Raw genomic sequence first — 20,762 nt, 5'->3', positions numbered from 1 at the left:
ATTTTATATCTGCTGTAAGCTTGTGTTTCGCCTAAAGCCTATTGCTTACGGCTTATTGCTTTATAAATTTTGTACAGCTATTTTAAACTGGTTTCCTCTGTCTTCGTAATTTTGGAACAAATCAAAACTGGCACAAGCTGGTGATAATAAAACCGCATCGCCTTTTTCGGTTAGATGTTTGGCTGTGTTAACCGCATCGCGCATATTATCTACTTCTACCATCATATCTACTACATCGCTGAAGGCATCGATAATTTTTTTGTTGTCTAAACCAAGACAGATTATGGCTTTCACTTTTTCACGTACCAAAGGCATTAACTCGCTGTAATCATTTCCTTTATCAACACCACCAACAATCCAAACGGTTGGTACTGTCATGCTATCCAAGGCAAAGAAAGTTGCGTTCACATTGGTCGCTTTACTATCATTGATGTACTGAACATTTTGAATTTTCAATACTTTTTCCAAACGGTGTTCAACGCCTTGAAAATTGGACAAACTCTCGCGAATGGTTTGCTTTCTGATTTTCATCAATTGGGCGACTGAAGTGGCAGCCATAGCGTTTTTCATGTTGTGTTTTCCTTCCAAAGAAATGTCCGCTGTTTTCATTTCAAATTCCTCGTTGTTGATGATAATGTCCATAATATTGTTTTTTATAAAGGCTCCGTTTTCAAAAGATTTGCTTAATGAAAAGGGAATTAATTGTGCTTTTGTTTTGTTGTTTTGTAACCATCCTGAAATCGCTTCGTCATCTGCATCGTAGATGAAAAAATCGGCTTCCGTTTGGTTCATTGTTATTCTGAATTTTGACGCTATATAATTTTCATATTTGTACTCATATCTGTCTAAATGATCCGGACTGATGTTAGTTAGAATTGCTATATCAGGCTTGTAATTGATTATTCCGTCTAATTGAAAACTGCTCAATTCCAACACAAAGCAATCGTAGTTTTCTTCGGCCACTTGCCAGGCAAAACTTTTACCGATATTACCGCCCAATCCAACATTCAATCCGCCTTCTTTCAATAAATGGTAAGTCAACATTGTTGTGGTTGTTTTCCCGTTACTTCCCGTTATTCCGATGGTTTTGGCTTTGGTAAATTGATACGCAAATTCTATTTCGGAAATCACTGAAATTCCTTTTTCCAACAGTTTTTTTACCAAAGGTGCTTTTTCAGGAATTCCGGGACTTTTCATGACTATATCAGCATTCAGAATTAAATCTTCTGTGTGCTTTTCGTCTTCCCATTTAATCTCATAAAGCTTAAGAACCTCTCTGTATTTATCTTTTATTCTTCCCATATCGGACACAAAAACATCGTATCCTTCTTTCTTTCCTAAAATGGCGGTTCCAACACCGCTTTCTCCTCCGCCAAGTATTACCAATCTTTGCATTATCTCAATTTTAAAGTCACTATGGAAACAATGGCTAACAGTATGGCAACAATCCAAAAACGGGTTACAATTTTACTTTCGTGATAACCTTTCTTTTGGTAGTGATGGTGTAATGGTGACATGAGAAAAATTCGCTTTCCTTCACCAAAGCGCTTTTTGGTGTACTTGAAATAGGAAACCTGCATAATCACAGATAAATTTTCGGCAAAAAAGATGGCGCACAAAACCGGCAATAACATCTCTTTACGAACCGAAATCGCTAAAACCGCTATGATTCCGCCAATGGTTAAACTTCCTGTATCGCCCATGAAAACCGATGCCGGATAAGAATTATACCAAAGAAATCCGATTAATGCTCCAACGAAAGCTGATATAAAAACCGTCATTTCTCCTGAATTCGGGATATACATGATATTCAAATAGCCTGATAGAATAACGTTACCTGAAACGAAAGTAAAAATCCCCAAAGCGAGTACGGAAATCGCCGATGTTCCTGCGGCCAAACCATCAATTCCATCGGTTAAATTGGCTCCGTTTGAAACCGCTGTGATGATAAAAATCACAATTGGGATAAAAATTAACCATGCCCAGTTTTCATATCCTTCGCCGGTCCATTCTATGAATCTGGCATAATCTAACTCGTTGTTTTTGGTAAAAGGAATTGTCGTTGTTGTTGATTTGTGTTCAACCGGCACTTGAGAAATTATTTTCTCACTTTGATTGGTGGTAGTTACAACTTTATCTCTCACGGTTACGCCTGGATGAAAATACAAAACCGAACCAACAATCAAACCCAAACCAACTTGCCCGATTACTTTGAAAATACCTTTTAAACCTTGTTTGTCTTTTTTGAAAATTTTGATATAATCGTCAATAAACCCAATAGTTCCCATCCAAAGTGTGGTTACTATCAACAGAATGATGTAAATATTATTTAGTTTGGTCAACAATACCACCGGAATCAATGTCGCAATGATAATGATTAATCCACCCATGGTTGGCGTTCCAGCTTTTTCATTTTGTCCTTGTAATCCAAGCTCTCTAACCGTTTCGCCAACTTGTTGGTTCCTTAAGAAATTAATTATTTTTTTTCCATAAATGGTTGAAATCATCAAAGAAAGAATTAACGCTAAAGCCGAACGAAATGTAATGTATTGGAAAACTCCCGTTCCCGGAACATCCATGGTTTTGTCGAGATATTCAAATAAATAATATAGCATAGGTTTATTTATTTAGCTGTTCTAAAAGTTCTTTTACAATTTTCATATCGTCAAAATCATGGCGAATCCCTTGTATTTCCTGATATGTTTCGTGGCCTTTTCCGGCAATTAGGATGATATCATTTGGACTTGCCAATTGACAAGCGGTTTTAATAGCTTGCCTTCTATCAACAATCGATAAGGTTTTTTTGTGATTTTGTGGCTCAACTCCTTTTTCCATATCGGCGATGATATCTATTGGATCTTCGGTTCTTGGATTGTCGGAAGTTATTATAACCTGATTGCTCATTGTTGTTGCAATGTTTGCCATGATTGGTCTTTTGGCTTTGTCTCTGTCGCCACCGCAACCCACAACTGTTATCAATTTTTCATTATTGGTACGAATATCATTTATAGTACTCAATACATTTTCCAATGCATCCGGAGTATGAGCGTAATCTACAATCGCAGTTATTTTTTGGTTGGAAACGATAAATTGAAAACGACCGGAAACACTTTCCAACTCAGAAAGCAAACGCAATACTTCTAGTTTGTCTAAACCTAATTCTACTGCCGTTCCAAAAATTGCTAATAAATTATAAGCATTAAAAGTGCCAATTAGCCTTACCCAAACTTCATTTTCATTGATTTTCAACAATAATCCAGACAATTGATTTTCTAAAATTTGCGCTTTATATTCAGCATAAGATTTCAAAGCATAAGTCAGTTTTCGAGCAAAGGTATTTTGCAGCATTACTAACCCATTTTTGTCATCGATGTTGGTTAAGGCAAAAGCAGTTTTAGGCAAATGATCGAAAAATGATTTTTTTACATCTCGATATTCGGCGAATGTTGGATGATAATCTAAATGGTCGTGTGACAAATTGGTAAAAACACCACCGGAAAAATGCAAACCTTCAGTGCGTTTTTGATGAATACCGTGCGAGCTTACTTCCATGAAGCAAAATTCTACACCAACGGCATTCATTTCTGCCAAATAATAATTGATAGTCAACGAATCCGGAGTTGTGTGTGTGGCTTTGTATTCTGTATCATCTACCATGATTTTTACGGTAGACAACAAACCAACTTTGTAACCTGCTTTTTTAAATAATTGGAATAAAAGAGAAGCGATTGTTGTTTTACCATTCGTTCCTGTGATTCCTACTAACTTTAGATTTTGTGATGGATTGCCATAATAATTGGAAGCCAAAAATGCCAAAGCAGCATTAGTGTCTTTTACTTGAATATAAGTCACACCGGTCACAATCACATCCGGCAAAGTATCGCAAACGATAACCGTTGCACCAAGATTTATCGCTTTTTCAATAAAGTCGTGACCATTTGAAACCGAACCGCGAATCGCAACAAAAATGTCATTCTCCTGCACTTTTCTTGAGTCGAATTCGATTTTGGCAATAGACATTTCGGTCGAACCTTTTACGACTTCGATAGCGACTTTGTACAATATGTCTTTTAAAATAATCACGATAATTCGAGTATGATGATTTGATTTTTATTTAAGGCTGAACCAGGTTGAATAGATTGTCTTTTCACTTTACCAAAACCGATGACTTTTACCTTCACTTTCATGTTCTCCAAAAGTGCCACAGCGTCCATTCCGCTCATGCCTTTTACATTGGGAATGGTTTTCCCATCAGCATTTGACTTGTCTTGGAAGGCATTGTATGCTTTTTCTTGTTTGGCAATTTTTTGGTTCAGATTTCTAACTTCATTGGTTGATGGCGCATCGGTAAAAATCTTTTGCGCTACCCGTTTAAAAACAGGACCAGCCACATCGGCTCCGTAATAATTATTCCCAGAAGTATTCGGTTTGTGAACCACCACTATGCAAGAATATTTAGGGTTTTCTGCCGGAAAAAAACCAACGAAAGAAGAAATATAATGTTTCTCACTTCCGCCATTTTTCCCATAATTGGCTTGTGCAGTTCCAGTTTTTCCGGCCATAGAAAAATCTTTGGAATATAGTTTAGAGCCTGTTCCTCTTTTGACTACATTTTCTAAAACGGCTTTTAGCTTCTTAACTGTTTCATCAGAACAAATTTTCGGATTGATGATTTCTTTGTTGTATTTTTTGATGACTTTGTTCCACTCTTTAATTTCGGAAACAAATTGGGGTTTTACCATTTCACCATTATTGGCAACGGCATTATACAAAGTCAAAGTTTGCAAAGGCGTAACTGAAACTCCGTATCCGAAAGCCATCCATGGTAATGAAATTGCGCTCCAATGTTTGTCGCCAGGTTGTGGAATATAGGGCTTTCCTTCCCCTTGAAATGGCAATCCAAGAGGTTTATTCATCCCCATTCTGTCAATTCTATCTACAAATTCTTTAGGATTGTCTTTATAGTTTTCATAAACTGCTTGTACCAAAACGGTATTTGAAGACACTTCAAAACCTCTTCCTAATGAAATTTTGCCGTAACCGCCTTCGTGAGAATCGCGTACTTTTTTACCTCTATATTCAACAATACCTCCACGACTGTCGTAAACATGACTTGTGTCTACTTTTCCGTCATCCAATAAAGCAATCATATCAACCAACTTAAAGGTTGAACCCGGTTCGTGTGATTCTGCAATCGCGTAATTTGTTGTTTCAAAATAGGTCGAATCCGATTCTTTTAGCTTTCCTAAATTAGAAATCGCTCTAACTTTCCCTGTTTTGGTTTCCATTACTATTACGCAACCGTGTTCCGCTTTGAATTGTTGCAATTGCTTCAACAAAGCATGATGTGCAATATCTTGAATGTAAACATCAATCGTTGAAATCACATCATAACCGTCTTGTGGATCAACTTCGTTTTGATCACGAATGGGTTTCCATTGTCCTTTGGCAATTTTTTGTTTTAAAACTTTACCGTCTTTTCCATTTAAATATTTTCTGAATGACCATTCAATTCCTTTTCCGTCCGGTTTTCCTTCGGGAGTGATTCTTTCGTAACCAATGGTTCTTTCGGCAATTTTCCCGATTGGATGTTCGCGAACCGTTTCTTGCTCGGTAATCATTCCTCCTTTATTGGCTCCTAAATTGAATAAGGGAAAACTTTTGATTTTGATGTACTCGGTATAACTTAAATTACGCGCTACTAATAAATATCGATTTTTGTTATTTCTAGCCATTGTCAATTGAGAATGGTAAAAACTGCTGGGTTTGCCTAACATTTTTGACAATGAATCGGCTAATGGCTTGACATTTTTTTCAAAAGCCTCTTGTTTTGGTGCTATAGCGTCAAAACGAATGTTGTAATTGGGAATAGACGTTGCCAACAAACTACCGTCAGCCGAATATATATTTCCTTTATTGGCGGGAAGCGGAAAATTCTTTACGGTTCTTTCTTTGGCTAGCTTTCGGTAATAATCGCCTTCAACCCACTGAATTTTGGTGAGTTTGAAAGCAATTGCAAACGCCATCATAAGAAGGCAAAAGGCAACCAAATAAATTCGGTAAGAAATATGTTTATCTTCTACTGCCATAGCTTTTGAAAGAAACTTTTTTCTACTGGTTTGTTAATTTTTATTTTTTGTGGCGGAACCGATGAAGGGAAAATATTTCTCTCTTTCATTTTCTCGGAAACGGTCGATTCCATTTTTAATTTCATTAATTCAGAACGTTTGTCTACAAATTCAGAACGCAGCTCTTTTACTTCATTAGTCAATTCTGCTATTCTGAAAATCTTTTGGTCGTAACGATGTTCATTAGCAATCATCAAAATGGCCAGCAAAATCAGAAACACTATGAATCGCCAGTTCTTGGTAGCGTCTTCATTGACTAAAAATCGAGCTTTTAATATGCTGTAAACTCCTTTTCTCATCTTTTTTCTGCTATTCTTAATTTGGCACTGCGCGCTCTGTTATTAATTTTAATCTCAGCATCGTCAGGAACAATTAGTTTACCAACCAACTTGAATGGCACTGAAAAATTCCCAAAAAAATCGCGTTCCGGTTCACCTTCAAATAAGCCATTTTTCATGAAACGCTTTACCAATCTGTCTTCTAAAGAGTGATACGAAATCACACTTAATCTTCCTTCGGGTTTCAAGATTTCAAGCGATTGTTCCAAAAACTCTTTCAATACTTCCATTTCCTGGTTGACTTCAATTCTAATCGCTTGATAGATTTGTGCCAAGATTTTATTTTTGAACTGATCCGGTAAAAATTTGGCCAAAACCATTTTTAATTCGTCAGTCGTATTGATTGTTTTGTATTCTCTGGCTTCGATGATGGTTCTTGCGATGGCCGGTGCGGCTTTTAATTCGCCATAATCCAAAAAAACTCTTTTCAAATTGGCATCATCGTATTCGTTAATCACTTTGTGTGCGTCGAGTTCGTTTCTTTTACTCATTCTCATATCCAAATCGGCATCGAAACGAGTAGAAAAACCCCTTTCCGGAACATCAAATTGATGCGATGAAACCCCTAAATCGGCTAAAATACCATCGACACTTTTCACGCCGTGAAATCTCAAAAAACGCTTGATATACCTGAAATTTTCGTGAATCAAAGTAAATCTTTCATCGGGCAAAGCGTTGGCTAATGCATCTTCATCTTGGTCAAATCCGAACAATTTGCCATTTGGCCCTAATCGCCTCAAAATCTCTTTTGAATGTCCGCCGCCTCCAAAAGTCACATCGACATAAATCCCATCGGGTTTGATATTCAAGCCATCGACAGTTTCTTTCAACAAAACCGGGTTATGATATTCCATCTCCATCATCATTTATATTTCCCATTACATCTTCCGCCAAATCAGCAAAGTCGATATCATCACCTGCAATTGACTTTTCGTATAAATTTTTATCCCAAACCTCAACGATGTTCACCGCTGATGAAAGCACTATATCCTTTGAAATCTGACCAAAAGCCACTAAATCTTTAGGAATCAACAATCGCCCCAAATCATCCACTTCAACCACTTTCACACCGGCTGTAAAACGACGGATGAAATCGTTATTTTTCTTCACAAATCGATTGAGTTTGTTGATTTTTTGCATCATCAAATTCCATTCAGTCATTGGATATAATTCCAAACACGGTTGAAACACAGAACGCTTCAAGACGAAGCCATCTTGAAGAGAATTAGCCAGTTGCTTCTTTAAAGCCGAAGGAATCATTAGTCTTCCTTTGGCGTCAACTTTGCATTCATATGTTCCGATTATGGAGTTCAATTGCAGTTTATTTTGGTTGTTAGCAAAAATATAAAAATTATTACCACAATTTACCACAAAATACCACTTTGTTGATAAGTTTTACCACTTCATTCCTTTTTCTACCAAAATCGCAACAAATTCAACCTCAATCAATTCTTGATGATTGTTTAATGAATATAGCATTGGGAAGAAAAAAAATCATAAAAAACTCATTTTAAGACTTTTTGCTGCATAAAATTTATTTTTTGACTAGAAAAGAGTTTGCCTATTTCTAAAAATTCAAACACAAATCATTTAAAAAAATGTTGATGAAAATCTTCATTTTAGTAGTAAATATTCCTGCTATAAAGCAATTTTTATCTTTAAAATCATATATTTGTTGCCGAGGTAAAAAGTCAAAAAAACTACATGGAAGGAAATTTTAAAAAAGAAGGCAAATATTCCTATTTCGAAGCAGGAGAAGGCACACCAATCGTTATTTTACACGGATTGATGGGCGGATTGAGTAATTTTGGCGGTGTGGCCAATTATTTCTCTTCTCAAGGATATAAAGTTGTGATTCCGGAGCTTCCGATTTATACCCAAAACATCTTAAAAACCAACGTCAAGGCTTTTGCCAGATATGTAAAAGATTTTATAACTTTTAAAGGCTTTGATCGTGTTATTCTTTTAGGAAACTCACTTGGCGGACATATTGCCTTGTACCATTCTAAAATGTACCCTGAAAAAGTAGCAGGATTAGTAATTACCGGAAGTTCAGGTCTTTACGAAAGCGCCATGGGTGACAGTTATCCGAAACGCGGTGATTATGAATACATCAAAAAGAAAGCTGAAGCAGTTTTTTACGATCCAAATGTAGCCACCAAAGAAATTGTTGATGAAGTTTTTTCGGTAGTGAATGACCGTATCAAAGTGATCAAAACTTTAACGATTGCCAAAAGTGCCATTCGCCATAATATGGCTAAAGATTTACCGAAAATGCATGTAAAAACCTGTATTATTTGGGGTAAGAATGACCAAGTTACGCCACCGGAAGTAGCCGAAGAATTCCATAAATTAATGCCCAATTCAGCATTGTACTGGATTGACAAATGTGGTCATGCTGCGATGATGGAACATCCTGACGAGTTCAACCGATTGTTACATGAATGGTTAAAAGAAGTTCATTTATAAACAAAAGTCCTTTTGGGACTTTTTTATTTTAATACCATGAAAATTACTAGTGCCGAGTTTATCATCAGCAATTCTGATGTAAGCAAATGCCCGAAAGATCCTTTGCCGGAATATGCTTTTATTGGCCGTTCCAATGTAGGAAAATCGTCCTTGATTAACATGTTGACCAACCATAAAAATTTGGCTAAAACCTCGGGGAAACCAGGAAAAACGCAGTTGATTAATCACTTTAAAATCAATTTAAATTGGTTTTTAGTCGATTTACCGGGTTATGGTTATGCTCGTGTTTCTAAGAAAACCAAGGAAGTTTTTCAGGAATTTATTACCGATTATTTTGAAAAAAGAGAGCAATTAGTTTGTGCGTTTGTGCTAATCGACATCCGATTGGAAGCTCAGAAAATTGATTTGGAATTCATTACTTATTTGGGAGAAATTGAAGTACCATTTTGTATTATTTTCACTAAAGCAGACAAAATCAGTAGAGGCAAAATTGATGCTCATATTGCTGCTTACAGAAAAGCGCTTTTGGCCAACAACTGGGAAGAAATGCCGCAACATTTTGTAACCTCAGCGACGGAAACCACTGGCAGAGATGCTGTTTTGGACTTTATAGACAGTGTGAATGAAGAAATGTTTAAAAGCGGCGATTTATAATTTATGAAGCAACTGTTTTTTACTCTTTTGGTATTCAATTTATCTTTTAGCCAAAGTACAACTTCTGTAGAAAAATCAATCTTTGGAGTACAAACCGGAATTTTGGGTATTTGGATGCACAACGAAACCCGATTATCAGACGAAATAAGTTTAAGAACTGAACTTGGATTGGATTTTGGCATACAAGGAAATGATAATTCTACAACAACTGCAATGATTCCGTCGCTTCGATTAGAACCAAGATGGTATTATAATCTTGAAAAAAGAGTTAAAAAGGGAAGAAAGACGGCCAATAACAGTGGTAACTTTTTAGCTGTAAACACAACTTACAATCCGGATTGGTTTATCATTTCAAATAAAGATAATGTGTCAATTATCAGCACTTTAGCATTTGTACCTAAATGGGGTATAAAAAGAACTTTAGGCAATCATTTTACTTATGAAGCCGGTTTTGGCATTGGCACTTTTATAGTTTTAAACGACTATGAAGTCGACAATAAAGTGGCTGTTGATTTACACCTTAGAATAGGTTACACTTTTTAACCGCTAATTTTATTTCTTCAACTCCAATTTTTCTGCAAAATAATCACAGAAATCTTTCATCGTATCCGCCATTTTCTCATCGGCAGTAGCGCGTTGGAAAGTATCGGCCATGGCCACTAAGGTTTGGTGGAAAAACAACTTCATTTCGTCAACCGGCATATCTTTGGTCCACAAATCAATACGAAGGGTTTCTTGCACTTTACTGTCCCAAATAGAAAGCATCATCGCCTTAGCTTCTTCTTGTTCGACACCGCCGTCTTGAGCGGTCCAAGTTAACTTTTCGGGGATACGGTTTTCGTCTAATTCAACGTTGAATTTTATTTCAGATTTTATGGTATTACTCATTCTTTTTAGGTTTGTATTTTGATTTTTCAAATAATTCTTTGGTGTCCATTTTGAGCATGTCTTGCAAACTCACTTCATTATTTTCCATAAAGGAACGAACGATTTGCCAGCCAATCCATTGCCCAACTCTTCCGGGTGATTCATTGTCTATTTCCAGGTAAAACTTAGAAAACGGAGCCAAATTAATAAAGCGATTTTGTAGTTTAGAATCGGAGCTGAAAAGTAAATCTTCCTCTATAAAAAAGCGCCAAATGTAACTTTCGTTTTCTTGACACCAATTTTGTTGTTCTGGTAAATAGCCTATCTTTTCAGCATCGGTATGATTGGGAAGCATTAGATCTTTTAAGTATAACTCTTTACCATAATAAATCATACTCGACAACAATGACTTGTCACTTGGATAAGGAATTTTTCTCATCGCGTAACTGGTCACAATATCCGGCATCATTTGTCTTTCTTCAAAATTTTGCTTTAAATATTCAGGAAAAGTATAAAACTTGGTGTCTTTACCGAGATAAAGTTCCAATGCAATAATCAATTTATCATTAGCATAAATCGCTTTGCTATTATAATCCATTTCACCAATTACAGTATAAACCCTAGGCAAAATAGTTTCCGGGAAATAGTATTTCAGGTGTTTGAACAAATCTTCAATTTCAGAAGTTTGTTTGTTAAAGTCAGGGTATTTTTTCTGTACTTCGGCATATAAATCTTTCCAATCTTTGTCTTGCATTTTATCAATCCAAACTTTATCATCAAAACCTTCCGGAAAGAAAAAAGGATATTCGGCCTTTAAATTAGATAAATCTTTTGGAGAAGCTTCAAAGAACGCTTGGTCAAATCTATCAACTTTTAAAGCAACCGGTATGGCTTCTACAGCCTTCTCAACTTTGGTTTTCTTATTACAAGAAACCAATAAAAAAAACAAGATTATTATTGCAAAATACTTTTTCATTATAGAGAATTTATATACCAAAAATGGGACTGAAAAGTTTGTGATTTTTTACATTTGCAAATATACATTTCCGTTTCTAAAAACTTTCATAAAAAAATGGCTAAAAAAAGTAAAATCAAAGTAGGGCAAACTAGTACCCATATTGTTACATGGTTAAAGGAATATGCTACGAAAGCAAAAGTAAATGGTTTTGTGATTGGTATTTCAGGCGGTGTTGATTCAGCGGTTACCTCAACATTATGCGCGCAAACAGGCTTGACTACTTGGTGTATTGAAATGCCCATCCATCAAGATCCGAGTCAAGTCAGTCGAGGAAAAGAGCATATTGACCAATTGAAAAAGCGTTTTCCAAACGTTTTCAATGCAGAAATCGATTTGACAAATACTTTTGATACATTTAAAAAAGCAGTTCCCGATTCGGACAATGAAACCAAATTTAATTTGTCATTAGCTAACACAAGGGCAAGATTACGAATGACAACCTTGTACTATTTTGCGGGAATTCATGGCTTGTTAGTCGCTGGAACCGGGAATAAAGTAGAAGATTTTGGTGTTGGTTTTTATACCAAATATGGCGATGGCGGCGTTGATTTGAGTCCGATTGCCGATTTAATGAAGAGCGATGTTTATGCATTAGGCGAATATTTAGAAATCCCCAAATCAATACAAAATGCGGCACCGACTGATGGATTGTTTGGCGATTCAAGAACTGATGAAGATCAATTAGGTGCCAGTTATGATGAATTAGAATGGGCAATGTTAGCAGCCGAAAACCATAGGAAAAGCGAGGACTTTTCGGGTAGAGAAAAAGAAGTTTTTGAGATTTATAAGCGATTAAACACTATAAATCAGCATAAAATGAACCCTATTCCTGTATGTATAATCCCAACTTTTTTAAAATAATATTAATATTGTTAATATTTTTCGAATATAATTTTTTAACTTTACAGTAAATTTCTATTAATTTTTATCAAATACCACAATTATGATAAATGTATGTATTGCGGATAACTTTCCGGTTGTACACTTTGGAATGAAAGCTTACTTCAAGGACCATCCTGAGATAAGTATAGTTTCCAACGTAGGGAATTTTTTTATGGTTCCAGATGCTTTAAGAAACAAAGAAATTGACGTCTTAATCATCGATTTAGAACTTGAAGGATTAAAAAGTATTTATGAACTCAAGTCAATCATCAGAAACTTTCCAAAAACTAAAGTTGTCGTCTTCAGTAGTTTGTCTGAACACATTTATGCGCCAAATGCCATTAAAGCAGGCTGTGCCGGATATGTTCATAAGACATCAAAGCTCGAAAACTTAGGAATAACCATTGTCAAAGTAAGTCAAGGACAAATTATCCTAAACGAAGAGATCAAGCGAAACCTAGCGTTGATTGCTAAGCAGAACAAATCAGAGCGTTTGTACCGAAAACTTTCAAACAGAGAGATTGAAGTATTGCGTTTCTTAAGCGATGGCAAGAAGAACAACGAAATTGCAAAAATTTTAACGCTTAATGAGAAAACCATTAGTACGTACAAACTTCGTTTATTAACGAAGTTAAATGTAACCAACTTGGTTGATCTTGTAAACAAAGCGAAAACTTTGGAAATCGTTTAAAAGTAAAAACCCGCATTTAGCGGGTTTTTTTATATATAAGTTGACCGTATTCTACCTATTTTATTGGTCAAACTGACTTTTAATTTGTTATAGTCGTTAATGTTTGCCATAATTTCTGCTGCATCATTTTCTTCTTCTTTGCTAAAGGAATTCATTAAATCCAAAATGAGTTTATTGATTAAATATTCGCGTAGCGAAATAATAGTTTCAGAAACATATTGGCTCACATTTTGTGTTTTGGTTTTTACATAAATATGTTTGGTTTCCCAATTATGAAGCAATTCTCTTTCTTCGGTCATCAAAATATCAGTAACCAATTGAGAATGTTCCGGTGACAACTGCATCAAATAATGTTCAATATTAAACTCTTCTATTTGATTGTAATAATTAATTAAATCTGTATAAATCTCCTTAAATATTGGATTGGCCAATTCTACTTCGTCTTCCTGCAAACTCAAATAGATTCTTTGGAAGACTTTAAAAGTATTGGTTTCTTTTTCCTCTATCATTTCGCCTTCCTCATTGGCTTTTAGAATATAATCATCGAAATCAGCTTCTTGAGCGCCATAAAGCAACAACATTTCGATTATTTTTCGCTCTAAATCATATATTATATTGACTTTTTCTTGAGTGATTTGTGGTTCATTCTTAACCACTTCAAAAGCAGTTTGTCCTGAATTCTCGGTATTCTTGAGTTTTTTACCAGCTTCTGAAATATCTTTTTGAACAATCTGGGCCAAAGTATTCAGCAATACTTGTTCCGAAATATCCATGATTCGAGCAGTTTCCTGAATGTAGATTTCTCTTTTAATTCGGTCCGGGATTTTAGAAATACTCACCACCATATCTCTAATCAAATCAGCTTTTTTGATGGGATCATTATTCGCTTCATTCATCAAAAGTGAGGCTTTGAACTGAATAAAATCTTTGGCGTTATTTTCTAAATAATGAACTAAATCCTCATAAGAGTTCTTTCGGGCAAAACTGTCGGGATCATCTCCATCGGGGAAAGTACAAACTTTGACGTTCATGCCTTCTTCCAAAATCAAATCGATTCCACGAACAGAAGCACGCAATCCGGCAGCATCACCGTCAAAAAGCACCGTGATATTTTTGGTCAAACGATTGATTAATCGAATTTGATCCGGTGTTAAAGCCGTTCCCGAAGACGCTACTACATTTTCAATTCCGGCCTGATGCAACTGTATCACATCGGTATAACCTTCAACTAAATAACAATTATTTTGCTTGGCGATGGCTTGTTTAGCATGAAAAATTCCATACAAGACTTTGCTTTTATGGTAGATATCACTTTCTGGTGAATTGAGATATTTAGCTGCTTTTTTATCATTGGTCAAAATTCTACCGCCAAAACCTAAGTTTCTCCCGGACAAACTTTGAATCGGAAACATCACTCTGCCTTTGAAACGGTCAAAATGCTTTCCATCTTCTCTGGTAATGGTCAATCCGACTTTCTCTAAAAATTCTAATTGATAACCTTTCGACAAAGCTTCTTTGGTAAATGCATCCCAAGATTCGGGCGAATAACCTAGTCCAAATTTAGTAATCGTTTCATTGGCAAAACCTCTTTCTTTGAAATAAGACAAACCAATCGCTTTGCCTTCCTCGGTATTTAAAAGGGTTTCGTGGAAATAGGTTTTGGCAAATTCGGACACCAGATACATACTTTCCTTTTCATTGGCTTCAATTTTATCTTCTTGAGAAACTTCTGTTTCTTCAATTTCGATATTGTATTTGTTGGCCAAAAAACGAATGGCTTCCGGATACGTGAAATGTTCGTGCTCCATCAAGAAAGTCACTACACTTCCGCCTTTTCCTGAACTAAAATCTTTCCAAATTTGCTTTACCGGTGATACCATAAATGACGGCGAGCGTTCATCCGAAAACGGACTCAAGCCTTTGTAATTGCTACCGGCGCGTTTGAGCTGGACGAAATCACCGATGACTTCTTCCACTCGTGCGGTTTCAAATACTTTATCTATGGTTTCGCGGGTAATCAAAATAGATTGTTAGATTGTTAGATTGTTAAATTGTTAGAAAACTAAAAAAATCAAAGAGGGTAAATTTACACATTCAGAATTTAAAATTTAAAATTTAAAATAAAAAAAGATGCTCCATTACTGAAACATCTTTTCGAAGTATAAACTAACCTAAATAAATTCTTTTAATTCAAGTCGAAACGAACACCTAAGGATATGTTGTTTTGTTTGATAGCGTTGTCTTTGAACAACGGATTCAAGTCGTATTTCAAATAAATACTGGTTTCTCCGTAACCGAGGTAAGTACTCACACCATAGATAAAATCATTAGCATTGAAATCGCCTTTTTCTTTGATGTAGAAATCGTTACCGTCTAATTCGTATTTGGTTTTTTGTTTCGATTTTACTCTTACTCCGGCATAACCCCCAATCCCGAAGCGAACGCTCTCATGAGTTCTGAAGATTTTTTTACCGTCTTTGTCTTTTGATTTGGTAAAATCAAATTCTAAGTGAAGCGGTACGGTTACATAAACGTTTCTTAGTCGCGAATCTTTTAAATTCACCGGACTGGTTTCCAGATTGGTTTGGTTTCCATCTACCACGAATAAACGATTGTCTGTTGGGCGCAAATTATTATACATGACTGACATTCCGTATTTCAAATGCAATAAATTATCGTTTTTAAGCAATCGGGTATTCCAAGTTGTTCCCCATTCGTAGAAATGTGAACCCCAATACCTAAAATCTGAATTGGCTACACTTCCATCGGTTACTAAGTTGTTAACTCCGGCAGCAAAAACAAACTGAGACGTGGTTCTTCTTTCACCTCTGCTTTTTCTGATAGAGTCATTTTTATTAACCCAGTTAAAGTGAATTCCCAAATGCTGTCTATCGTCTTTTATTTTTCCGGCTACTTTTTGGTTGACTAATTCTTTTAACTCTTCCTGAGCTTGACCAACTCTGGTTTCGATATTTTTAGAACGGATTTCGGCAAATTTCAATTTCTTTTCATCAGCTTGTTCTTTAGTAATCGTTCCGGCTTCTAATTCTTTGTTCACCGATTCGATTTCAGTTTTTAAAGCCGCTTTCTCTTCTTTGGTTATTGCTTCAATTTTATTAGCAATAAGCTTTACTCTTAATTCGAAAGTAGTTTCGTCTTTTGCTACTTTCTCTTTTTCTTGAGCTGTCAATTTACTTGCCAAAAGACACAGTAATAACGATGAATAAATAATAAAGTTTTTCATGATGTTTGTGATTTAAATTATGATTAATGATTGTTAAATTTTAATGGCAATGTACAATTGACATTGATTTTTGATGTTGATATTGCTTATTCGTTATTTCTATTGGCCAAAGCCACTTTAACTTCTTGGTAATTTTTGTTGATTTTTTGGAGCATTTTTTCTCTGAATGTGTATTCTACTTCTCCGTCGACTTGAGATAGTAGACTTTTGGCATCCACTTTTAGACTTGACTCTTGGTTGGCAGACTGTTTAGCAGACTTGTCTAAATCGGCTAACAACCTTTCGTCTGATTTAGAGGTGTTTTGCTTTCCAACTACAATTTGGGTTTGCTCCATAATTCTCGGCATGTCTTTCTGAGCAACATCTGATGAATTTTGAAACTCAATTGGTTTTTCTCGATTGATGATTGGGTTTTGATTGGTTCCTGATTGATTATTGATTGAAACTCCTTGATGATTTGTTGTTGGTTGTCGGTTGTTGGTTGTCGGTTGAATATCTGACGTTGCAACGACTTCATTTTGTTGTTGACTTGCTACTATTGGCAATTGACTATTTTCTGTTTTATTTTGAACAGTATCGATTTTAGTTTCTGCTCCTACAATTGTATTTGCCGGATTAATTTCTGTACCATTTTGATTGAACAAAAACAAACCAAGTGTTACGAAAACCAAAATACTGGCAGCAATAAACAAAAAGCCATAAGGTTTTCTTGTTTTTTTTTCTTCAGCAACGGACAACATCGCATCCAATCGATCCCAAGCTTGGGCTGATGGTTGAATTTCTCTCGCATTCAACTTTTCTCTGAATTGTTTTTCTATTTTATTCGGTTCCATTGCTGTAATTTTTTAATTTGGTAATATTCTCCTGCAACATTTTTCGAGCGTGTGATAATTGTGATTTTGAAGTGCCTTCGCTGATGCTTAACATGGTAGCGATTTCGTGGTGTTTAAATCCTTCAATCGCATACAAATTGAAAATCATTTTGTAGCCATCGGGCAAACTGTCTATCAAAAACTGTATGTCTTCAACTGAAAACTGGCTTTCAATATTGTTATGTCTTTCTTCAAAATAATTCTCGTCTTCAATGAACTTGACCTTTTTCTGAACTCTGATAAAAGAAATACATTCATTGACCATAATTCTTCTAATCCAACCTTCAAAACTGCCTTTGTGTTCAAAATTTTTCAAATTGGTAAACACTTTCATAAAAGCGGTAATCATGATGTCTTCCGCCTGATGTACATCTTTGATATATTGACGGCAAACACTCAACATTTTTGGAGCTAATTTGGAATAAATCTGATGCTGTGCGTGTCGATTGTTTTCGACAGCCAGTTCGATTAATTCTTTTTCGTCTTTATGTAAGTTGATTACTTTCAAAACTATTGGTTAGTGTTTCTATTGGCATAGACGAGAGTCGTCTAAAAATGGTTGCATGATGAACTGAAAAAAAATAAATTTTAAAATAAAAATGTAGAAAATATCAATAAAATCAATCCTTTGCAGCTGAAAATATTTTTTAAAAAAATTATTTTTTTCTTTCAATAACGTAATTTACCATGAGCGAAAGTGCGTCACGGTATTCCGATTGGGGGAAATTTCGAAGAATTTGGAGAGCTTCTTCTTGGAACTGCACCATTTTTTGTTCGGCATACTGCAAGCCATTTTTGTCTTTTACAAATTGGATGACTTCCTTAACGCGTTTTTTGTCTTTGTTGTGGTTTTTAATCGAATTGATACACCAACTCTTTTCTTTATCCGTACAATTGTTCAAAGCATGTATCAAGGGTAAAGTCATTTTTTGTTCTTTAATGTCGATTCCGGTAGGTTTACCAATGGCGTCATCAGTATAATCAAATAAATCGTCTTTGATTTGAAAAGCCATTCCGATAAGTTCCCCGAATTTTCGCATCGCTTCTACTTGAGTTTCCTCCTCGGAAACCGACTTGGCGCCAAGTGCACAACAAGATGCGATTAAAGTTGCTGTTTTTTTACGGATGATTTCGTAGTAAACCTCTTCTACTATATCTAAACGACGGGCTTTTTCTATTTGGAGTAATTCACCTTCACTCATTTCGCGTACGGCTACGGAAATGATTCGAAGCAAATCAAAATCGCCATAATCTATAGAAAGCAACAATCCTTTTGATAGTAAATAATCACCAACCAAAACCGCAATTTTATTTTTCCAGAGTGCATTGATAGAGAAAAATCCGCGCCTTTGGTTACTGTCGTCAACAACATCGTCATGAACTAGGGTTGCTGTGTGAATCAATTCGATTACCGAAGCACCACGGTAGGTTCTTTCATTGACTTTGTTGTCTTCGGAAAGCATTTTGGCGACCAAAAAAACAAACATCGGGCGCATTTGTTTTCCTTTTCTATTGACAATATAATAAGTGATTCTATTTAACAGCGCTACTTTGGAAGTCATTGATTCGTAGAACTTTTTCTCGAAAAGTTCCATTTCTTCCTGAATAGGCTTTTTTATTTGCGAAGTGATATTCATTTATGCTGTAAAAATAAGTATTTTGAATGAAGTAAAGATGTTCTTGTTACAATCTTAACTTTAATCCATACAATTCCTATTTTAGCCCTGATTGTAGTGGAAATCCTTTTTTAATTGCCTTGGGTTTAAACCCAAGGCAATTAAAAAAGATTGTAACGAAAAGCGGGAATACGGACAGCAAAAATGCGCTAACCATTCGCTCCTGATTTTGACTAAACTATGATTTATTAGCCAATTGTCCACAAGCAGCATCAATATCTTTTCCACGACTTCGACGCACTTTGGCCACGATATCGTATTTGCTTAAAGCCTTGATGTAATTGTCAATAGCTTCGTTTGACGCTTGTTGGAATTCGCCGTCATCAATTGGGTTATATTCAATCAAATTGACTTTGCAAGGCACATATTTACAGAATTTGACCAACGCATCGATCGACGCTTTATCGTCGTTAATGCCTTTCCAAACTACATATTCATAAGTGACTTTGCTTTTGGTTTTTTGGTACCAATACTGCAAGGCTTCTTTCAATTCGGGCAACTGGAAGTTTTTAGTGAAAGGCATAATGTGATTTCGGGTTTCTTCAATAGCCGAATGCAACGAAACTGCCAATTTGAATTTTACCTCATCGTCTGCCATTTTTTTAATCATTTTTGAAACACCTGATGTAGAAACTGTGATTCTTTTTGGCGACATGCCCAAACCTTCTTCCGAGGTAATCATATCAATGGCTTTCATTACATTGTTATAATTCATCAACGGTTCGCCCATGCCCATAAAAACAATATTCGACAACGGACGATTGTAATACAAACGGCTTTCTCTGTCAATCGCGACCACTTGGTCGTAGATTTCTCCCGGTTCCAAATTTCGCATTCTTTTTAAACGTGCTGTGGCACAAAAATTACAATCTAAACTACAACCTACTTGACTGGAAACACAAGCCGTTGTTCTGGTTTCTGTTGGAATCAAAACGCTTTCTACGATTAAACCATCGTGCAAACGAACCGCATTTTTTACGGTTCCATCCTCGCTGCGTTGCATCGTATCGACTTTGATATGATTGATTACAAAGTTGGCTTCCAACATCGCACGAGTTTCCTTTGATACATTGGTCATGTCTTCAAAATTATGCGAGGCTTTGCTCCACAGCCATTCATAGACCTGATTGCCGCGAAAAGCCTTGTCACCGTTGGCCACAAAAAAATCTCGCAATTGTGTTTTGGTTAAGCTTCGGATGTCTTTTTTCTCGATTTCCATGGCGCAAATTTAGGGTATTTTGGTTATTTGTTAATTCGTATTTTTGTAAAAAATAACGTTATGCACTTTCTATCAGACGAATTAGATCTCTATGTAACGCAACATTCCCAAGACGAACCGGAATTGTTGACGCAATTGAACAAAGAAACTTACCAAAAAATATTGAATCCCAGAATGTTGAGCGGTCATTTTCAAGGGCGGGTTTTGAGTATGTTATCTAAAATCATTCATCCGACTAATATCTTGGAAATTGGCACTTATACCGGTTATGCGACGCTTTGTTTGGCCGAAGGTTTAGCCGAAAACGGAACGATTGACACTTTAGATATCGAAGAAGAACTGGTTGATTTTCAAAGGAAATATTTTGATAGAAGTGAATGGTCAAGCCAAATTTCACAACATCTTGGCGACGCTTTAGAAATTATTCCAACTTTAAATAAGAAATACGATTTGGTCTTTATTGATGCTGATAAGGAAAACTACATCAACTACTTTCACTTGATTGTTCCGATGATGAACAAAGGTGGCATCATACTTTCCGACAACGTTTTGTGGAGTGGCAAAGTTTTGGAAGAATTGAATCCAAAAGACATTACGACTAAAATCATTTTAGAATACAACCAACTATTGAAAAATGATCCAAGGGTTGAAACCGTTTTACTGCCGATTCGCGATGGGTTGACAGTTTCAAGAGTGAAATAAAA

Annotated in this window: 21 protein-coding genes; 6 read left to right on the top strand and 15 right to left on the bottom strand. The window is 35.8% G+C overall.

Going from position 1 to position 20,762, the window contains the following annotated elements; translation table 11 throughout:
- Positions 1–60: 60 nt before the first annotated feature.
- Genes murD through mraZ form a run of 7 tightly spaced genes read right to left on the bottom strand, consistent with a single transcriptional unit; the run spans position 61 to position 7,780 of the window.
- Entirely contained in the window at positions 61–1,395 is a 1,335-nt protein-coding gene (gene murD, locus ACK4R1_RS05060) for a UDP-N-acetylmuramoyl-L-alanine--D-glutamate ligase (RefSeq protein ID WP_409684337.1), read from the bottom strand.
- Positions 1,395–2,615, bottom strand: a complete 1,221-nt coding sequence (mraY, locus tag ACK4R1_RS05055) for a phospho-N-acetylmuramoyl-pentapeptide-transferase (RefSeq protein ID WP_409684335.1) — start codon at positions 2,613–2,615, stop codon at positions 1,395–1,397. Before mraY ends, murD begins: the two co-directional genes overlap by 1 nt.
- Positions 2,616–2,619: 4 nt before the next feature.
- The gene (locus ACK4R1_RS05050; protein ID WP_409684333.1) at positions 2,620–4,083 is read right to left on the bottom strand and encodes a UDP-N-acetylmuramoyl-L-alanyl-D-glutamate--2,6-diaminopimelate ligase; all 1,464 of its coding nucleotides are present in this window, start codon (positions 4,081–4,083) and stop codon (positions 2,620–2,622) included.
- Positions 4,080–6,089 (bottom strand): penicillin-binding protein, encoded by a 2,010-nt coding sequence (locus ACK4R1_RS05045; protein WP_409684331.1) that lies wholly within the window; start codon positions 6,087–6,089, stop codon positions 4,080–4,082. Before ACK4R1_RS05045 ends, ACK4R1_RS05050 begins: the two co-directional genes overlap by 4 nt.
- Positions 6,080–6,427 carry an FtsL-like putative cell division protein gene (locus ACK4R1_RS05040; RefSeq protein WP_409684328.1) on the bottom strand — a complete coding sequence of 116 codons (348 nt, stop codon included), beginning with the start codon at positions 6,425–6,427 and terminating at the stop codon, positions 6,080–6,082. The genes ACK4R1_RS05045 and ACK4R1_RS05040 overlap by 10 nt, the downstream gene beginning before the upstream one ends.
- Positions 6,424–7,332: a 16S rRNA (cytosine(1402)-N(4))-methyltransferase RsmH gene (gene rsmH / locus ACK4R1_RS05035; protein ID WP_409684326.1), complete on the bottom strand. Its 909-nt coding sequence runs from the start codon at positions 7,330–7,332 to the stop codon at positions 6,424–6,426. Before rsmH ends, ACK4R1_RS05040 begins: the two co-directional genes overlap by 4 nt.
- The gene (mraZ, locus tag ACK4R1_RS05030; RefSeq protein WP_409684324.1) at positions 7,307–7,780 is read right to left on the bottom strand and encodes a division/cell wall cluster transcriptional repressor MraZ; all 474 of its coding nucleotides are present in this window, start codon (positions 7,778–7,780) and stop codon (positions 7,307–7,309) included. Before mraZ ends, rsmH begins: the two co-directional genes overlap by 26 nt.
- 390 nt (positions 7,781–8,170) lie before the next feature.
- Here mraZ and ACK4R1_RS05025 point away from each other — a divergent pair, with 390 nt between their 5' ends.
- The 3 genes from ACK4R1_RS05025 to ACK4R1_RS05015 are packed head-to-tail and all read left to right on the top strand — an operon-like array spanning position 8,171 to position 10,132.
- Positions 8,171–8,935 carry an alpha/beta fold hydrolase gene (locus ACK4R1_RS05025; RefSeq protein ID WP_409684322.1) on the top strand — a complete coding sequence of 255 codons (765 nt, stop codon included), beginning with the start codon at positions 8,171–8,173 and terminating at the stop codon, positions 8,933–8,935.
- Between the two features lie 36 nt (positions 8,936–8,971).
- Positions 8,972–9,589: a ribosome biogenesis GTP-binding protein YihA/YsxC gene (yihA, locus tag ACK4R1_RS05020; RefSeq protein ID WP_409684320.1), complete on the top strand. Its 618-nt coding sequence runs from the start codon at positions 8,972–8,974 to the stop codon at positions 9,587–9,589.
- 3 nt (positions 9,590–9,592) lie between these two features.
- Positions 9,593–10,132, top strand: coding sequence for a hypothetical protein (locus tag ACK4R1_RS05015; RefSeq protein ID WP_409684318.1), 540 nt, complete (start codon positions 9,593–9,595; stop codon positions 10,130–10,132).
- A gap of 9 nt (positions 10,133–10,141) precedes the next feature.
- Here the strand turns inward: ACK4R1_RS05015 and gldC are convergent, their stop codons facing one another.
- Entirely contained in the window at positions 10,142–10,477 is a 336-nt protein-coding gene (gene gldC, locus ACK4R1_RS05010) for a gliding motility protein GldC (RefSeq protein WP_409684316.1), read from the bottom strand.
- A complete protein-coding gene (gene gldB, locus ACK4R1_RS05005) occupies positions 10,470–11,432 on the bottom strand; it encodes a gliding motility lipoprotein GldB (RefSeq protein ID WP_409684314.1) in 963 nt (320 codons plus the stop codon). Before gldB ends, gldC begins: the two co-directional genes overlap by 8 nt.
- A gap of 96 nt (positions 11,433–11,528) precedes the next feature.
- On the opposite strand from gldB, the gene nadE reads away from it, so the two are divergent.
- Complete coding sequence (gene nadE, locus ACK4R1_RS05000; protein WP_409684312.1) at positions 11,529–12,335, top strand: NAD(+) synthase; 807 nt, start codon at positions 11,529–11,531, stop codon at positions 12,333–12,335.
- A gap of 82 nt (positions 12,336–12,417) precedes the next feature.
- Complete coding sequence (locus ACK4R1_RS04995; RefSeq protein ID WP_121311819.1) at positions 12,418–13,047, top strand: response regulator transcription factor; 630 nt, start codon at positions 12,418–12,420, stop codon at positions 13,045–13,047.
- A gap of 29 nt (positions 13,048–13,076) precedes the next feature.
- Here the strand turns inward: ACK4R1_RS04995 and dnaG are convergent, their stop codons facing one another.
- The 6 genes from dnaG to rlmN form a co-directional block, all read right to left on the bottom strand.
- Positions 13,077–15,068: a DNA primase gene (gene dnaG, locus ACK4R1_RS04990; protein ID WP_409684310.1), complete on the bottom strand. Its 1,992-nt coding sequence runs from the start codon at positions 15,066–15,068 to the stop codon at positions 13,077–13,079.
- Between the two features lie 164 nt (positions 15,069–15,232).
- Positions 15,233–16,291: a hypothetical protein gene (locus ACK4R1_RS04985; protein ID WP_409684308.1), complete on the bottom strand. Its 1,059-nt coding sequence runs from the start codon at positions 16,289–16,291 to the stop codon at positions 15,233–15,235.
- Positions 16,292–16,377: 86 nt separating this feature from the next.
- Complete coding sequence (locus ACK4R1_RS04980; RefSeq protein ID WP_409684306.1) at positions 16,378–17,124, bottom strand: hypothetical protein; 747 nt, start codon at positions 17,122–17,124, stop codon at positions 16,378–16,380.
- Positions 17,111–17,671: an RNA polymerase sigma factor gene (locus ACK4R1_RS04975; protein WP_409684304.1), complete on the bottom strand. Its 561-nt coding sequence runs from the start codon at positions 17,669–17,671 to the stop codon at positions 17,111–17,113. The genes ACK4R1_RS04980 and ACK4R1_RS04975 overlap by 14 nt, the downstream gene beginning before the upstream one ends.
- Before the next feature lie 148 nt (positions 17,672–17,819).
- Complete coding sequence (locus tag ACK4R1_RS04970; protein ID WP_409684302.1) at positions 17,820–18,800, bottom strand: polyprenyl synthetase family protein; 981 nt, start codon at positions 18,798–18,800, stop codon at positions 17,820–17,822.
- Between the two features lie 217 nt (positions 18,801–19,017).
- A complete protein-coding gene (gene rlmN / locus ACK4R1_RS04965; RefSeq protein ID WP_409684300.1) occupies positions 19,018–20,058 on the bottom strand; it encodes a 23S rRNA (adenine(2503)-C(2))-methyltransferase RlmN in 1,041 nt (346 codons plus the stop codon).
- Between the two features lie 60 nt (positions 20,059–20,118).
- On the opposite strand from rlmN, the gene ACK4R1_RS04960 reads away from it, so the two are divergent.
- The gene (locus ACK4R1_RS04960; protein WP_409684298.1) at positions 20,119–20,760 is read left to right on the top strand and encodes an O-methyltransferase; all 642 of its coding nucleotides are present in this window, start codon (positions 20,119–20,121) and stop codon (positions 20,758–20,760) included.
- The last annotated feature ends 2 nt before the right edge of the window (positions 20,761–20,762 follow it).

Source organism: Flavobacterium sp. (genome assembly GCF_046293665.1).
Lineage (GTDB): Bacteria > Bacteroidota > Bacteroidia > Flavobacteriales > Flavobacteriaceae > Flavobacterium.
The sequence above is the reverse complement of the archived record's forward strand: the minus strand, read 5'-3'. Positions and strand labels throughout refer to the sequence as shown.

Bases quoted from the DNA above. Each gene is read 5' to 3' on its own strand.
- murD (WP_409684337.1), bottom strand. From the start codon at position 1,395: ATGCAAAGATTGGTAATACTTGGCGGAGGAGAAAGCGGTGTTGGAACC.
- mraY (WP_409684335.1), bottom strand. From the start codon at position 2,615: ATGCTATATTATTTATTTGAATATCTCGACAAAACCATGGATGTTCCG.
- ACK4R1_RS05045 (WP_409684331.1), bottom strand. From the start codon at position 6,089: ATGGCAGTAGAAGATAAACATATTTCTTACCGAATTTATTTGGTTGCC.
- ACK4R1_RS05040 (WP_409684328.1), bottom strand. From the start codon at position 6,427: ATGAGAAAAGGAGTTTACAGCATATTAAAAGCTCGATTTTTAGTCAAT.
- rsmH (WP_409684326.1), bottom strand. From the start codon at position 7,332: ATGATGATGGAGATGGAATATCATAACCCGGTTTTGTTGAAAGAAACT.
- ACK4R1_RS05025 (WP_409684322.1), top strand. From the start codon at position 8,171: ATGGAAGGAAATTTTAAAAAAGAAGGCAAATATTCCTATTTCGAAGCA.
- yihA (WP_409684320.1), top strand. From the start codon at position 8,972: ATGAAAATTACTAGTGCCGAGTTTATCATCAGCAATTCTGATGTAAGC.
- ACK4R1_RS05015 (WP_409684318.1), top strand. From the start codon at position 9,593: ATGAAGCAACTGTTTTTTACTCTTTTGGTATTCAATTTATCTTTTAGC.
- gldC (WP_409684316.1), bottom strand. From the start codon at position 10,477: ATGAGTAATACCATAAAATCTGAAATAAAATTCAACGTTGAATTAGAC.
- gldB (WP_409684314.1), bottom strand. From the start codon at position 11,432: ATGAAAAAGTATTTTGCAATAATAATCTTGTTTTTTTTATTGGTTTCT.
- nadE (WP_409684312.1), top strand. From the start codon at position 11,529: ATGGCTAAAAAAAGTAAAATCAAAGTAGGGCAAACTAGTACCCATATT.
- ACK4R1_RS04995 (WP_121311819.1), top strand. From the start codon at position 12,418: ATGATAAATGTATGTATTGCGGATAACTTTCCGGTTGTACACTTTGGA.
- ACK4R1_RS04985 (WP_409684308.1), bottom strand. From the start codon at position 16,291: ATGAAAAACTTTATTATTTATTCATCGTTATTACTGTGTCTTTTGGCA.
- ACK4R1_RS04980 (WP_409684306.1), bottom strand. From the start codon at position 17,124: ATGGAACCGAATAAAATAGAAAAACAATTCAGAGAAAAGTTGAATGCG.
- ACK4R1_RS04970 (WP_409684302.1), bottom strand. From the start codon at position 18,800: ATGAATATCACTTCGCAAATAAAAAAGCCTATTCAGGAAGAAATGGAA.
- rlmN (WP_409684300.1), bottom strand. From the start codon at position 20,058: ATGGAAATCGAGAAAAAAGACATCCGAAGCTTAACCAAAACACAATTG.
- ACK4R1_RS04960 (WP_409684298.1), top strand. From the start codon at position 20,119: ATGCACTTTCTATCAGACGAATTAGATCTCTATGTAACGCAACATTCC.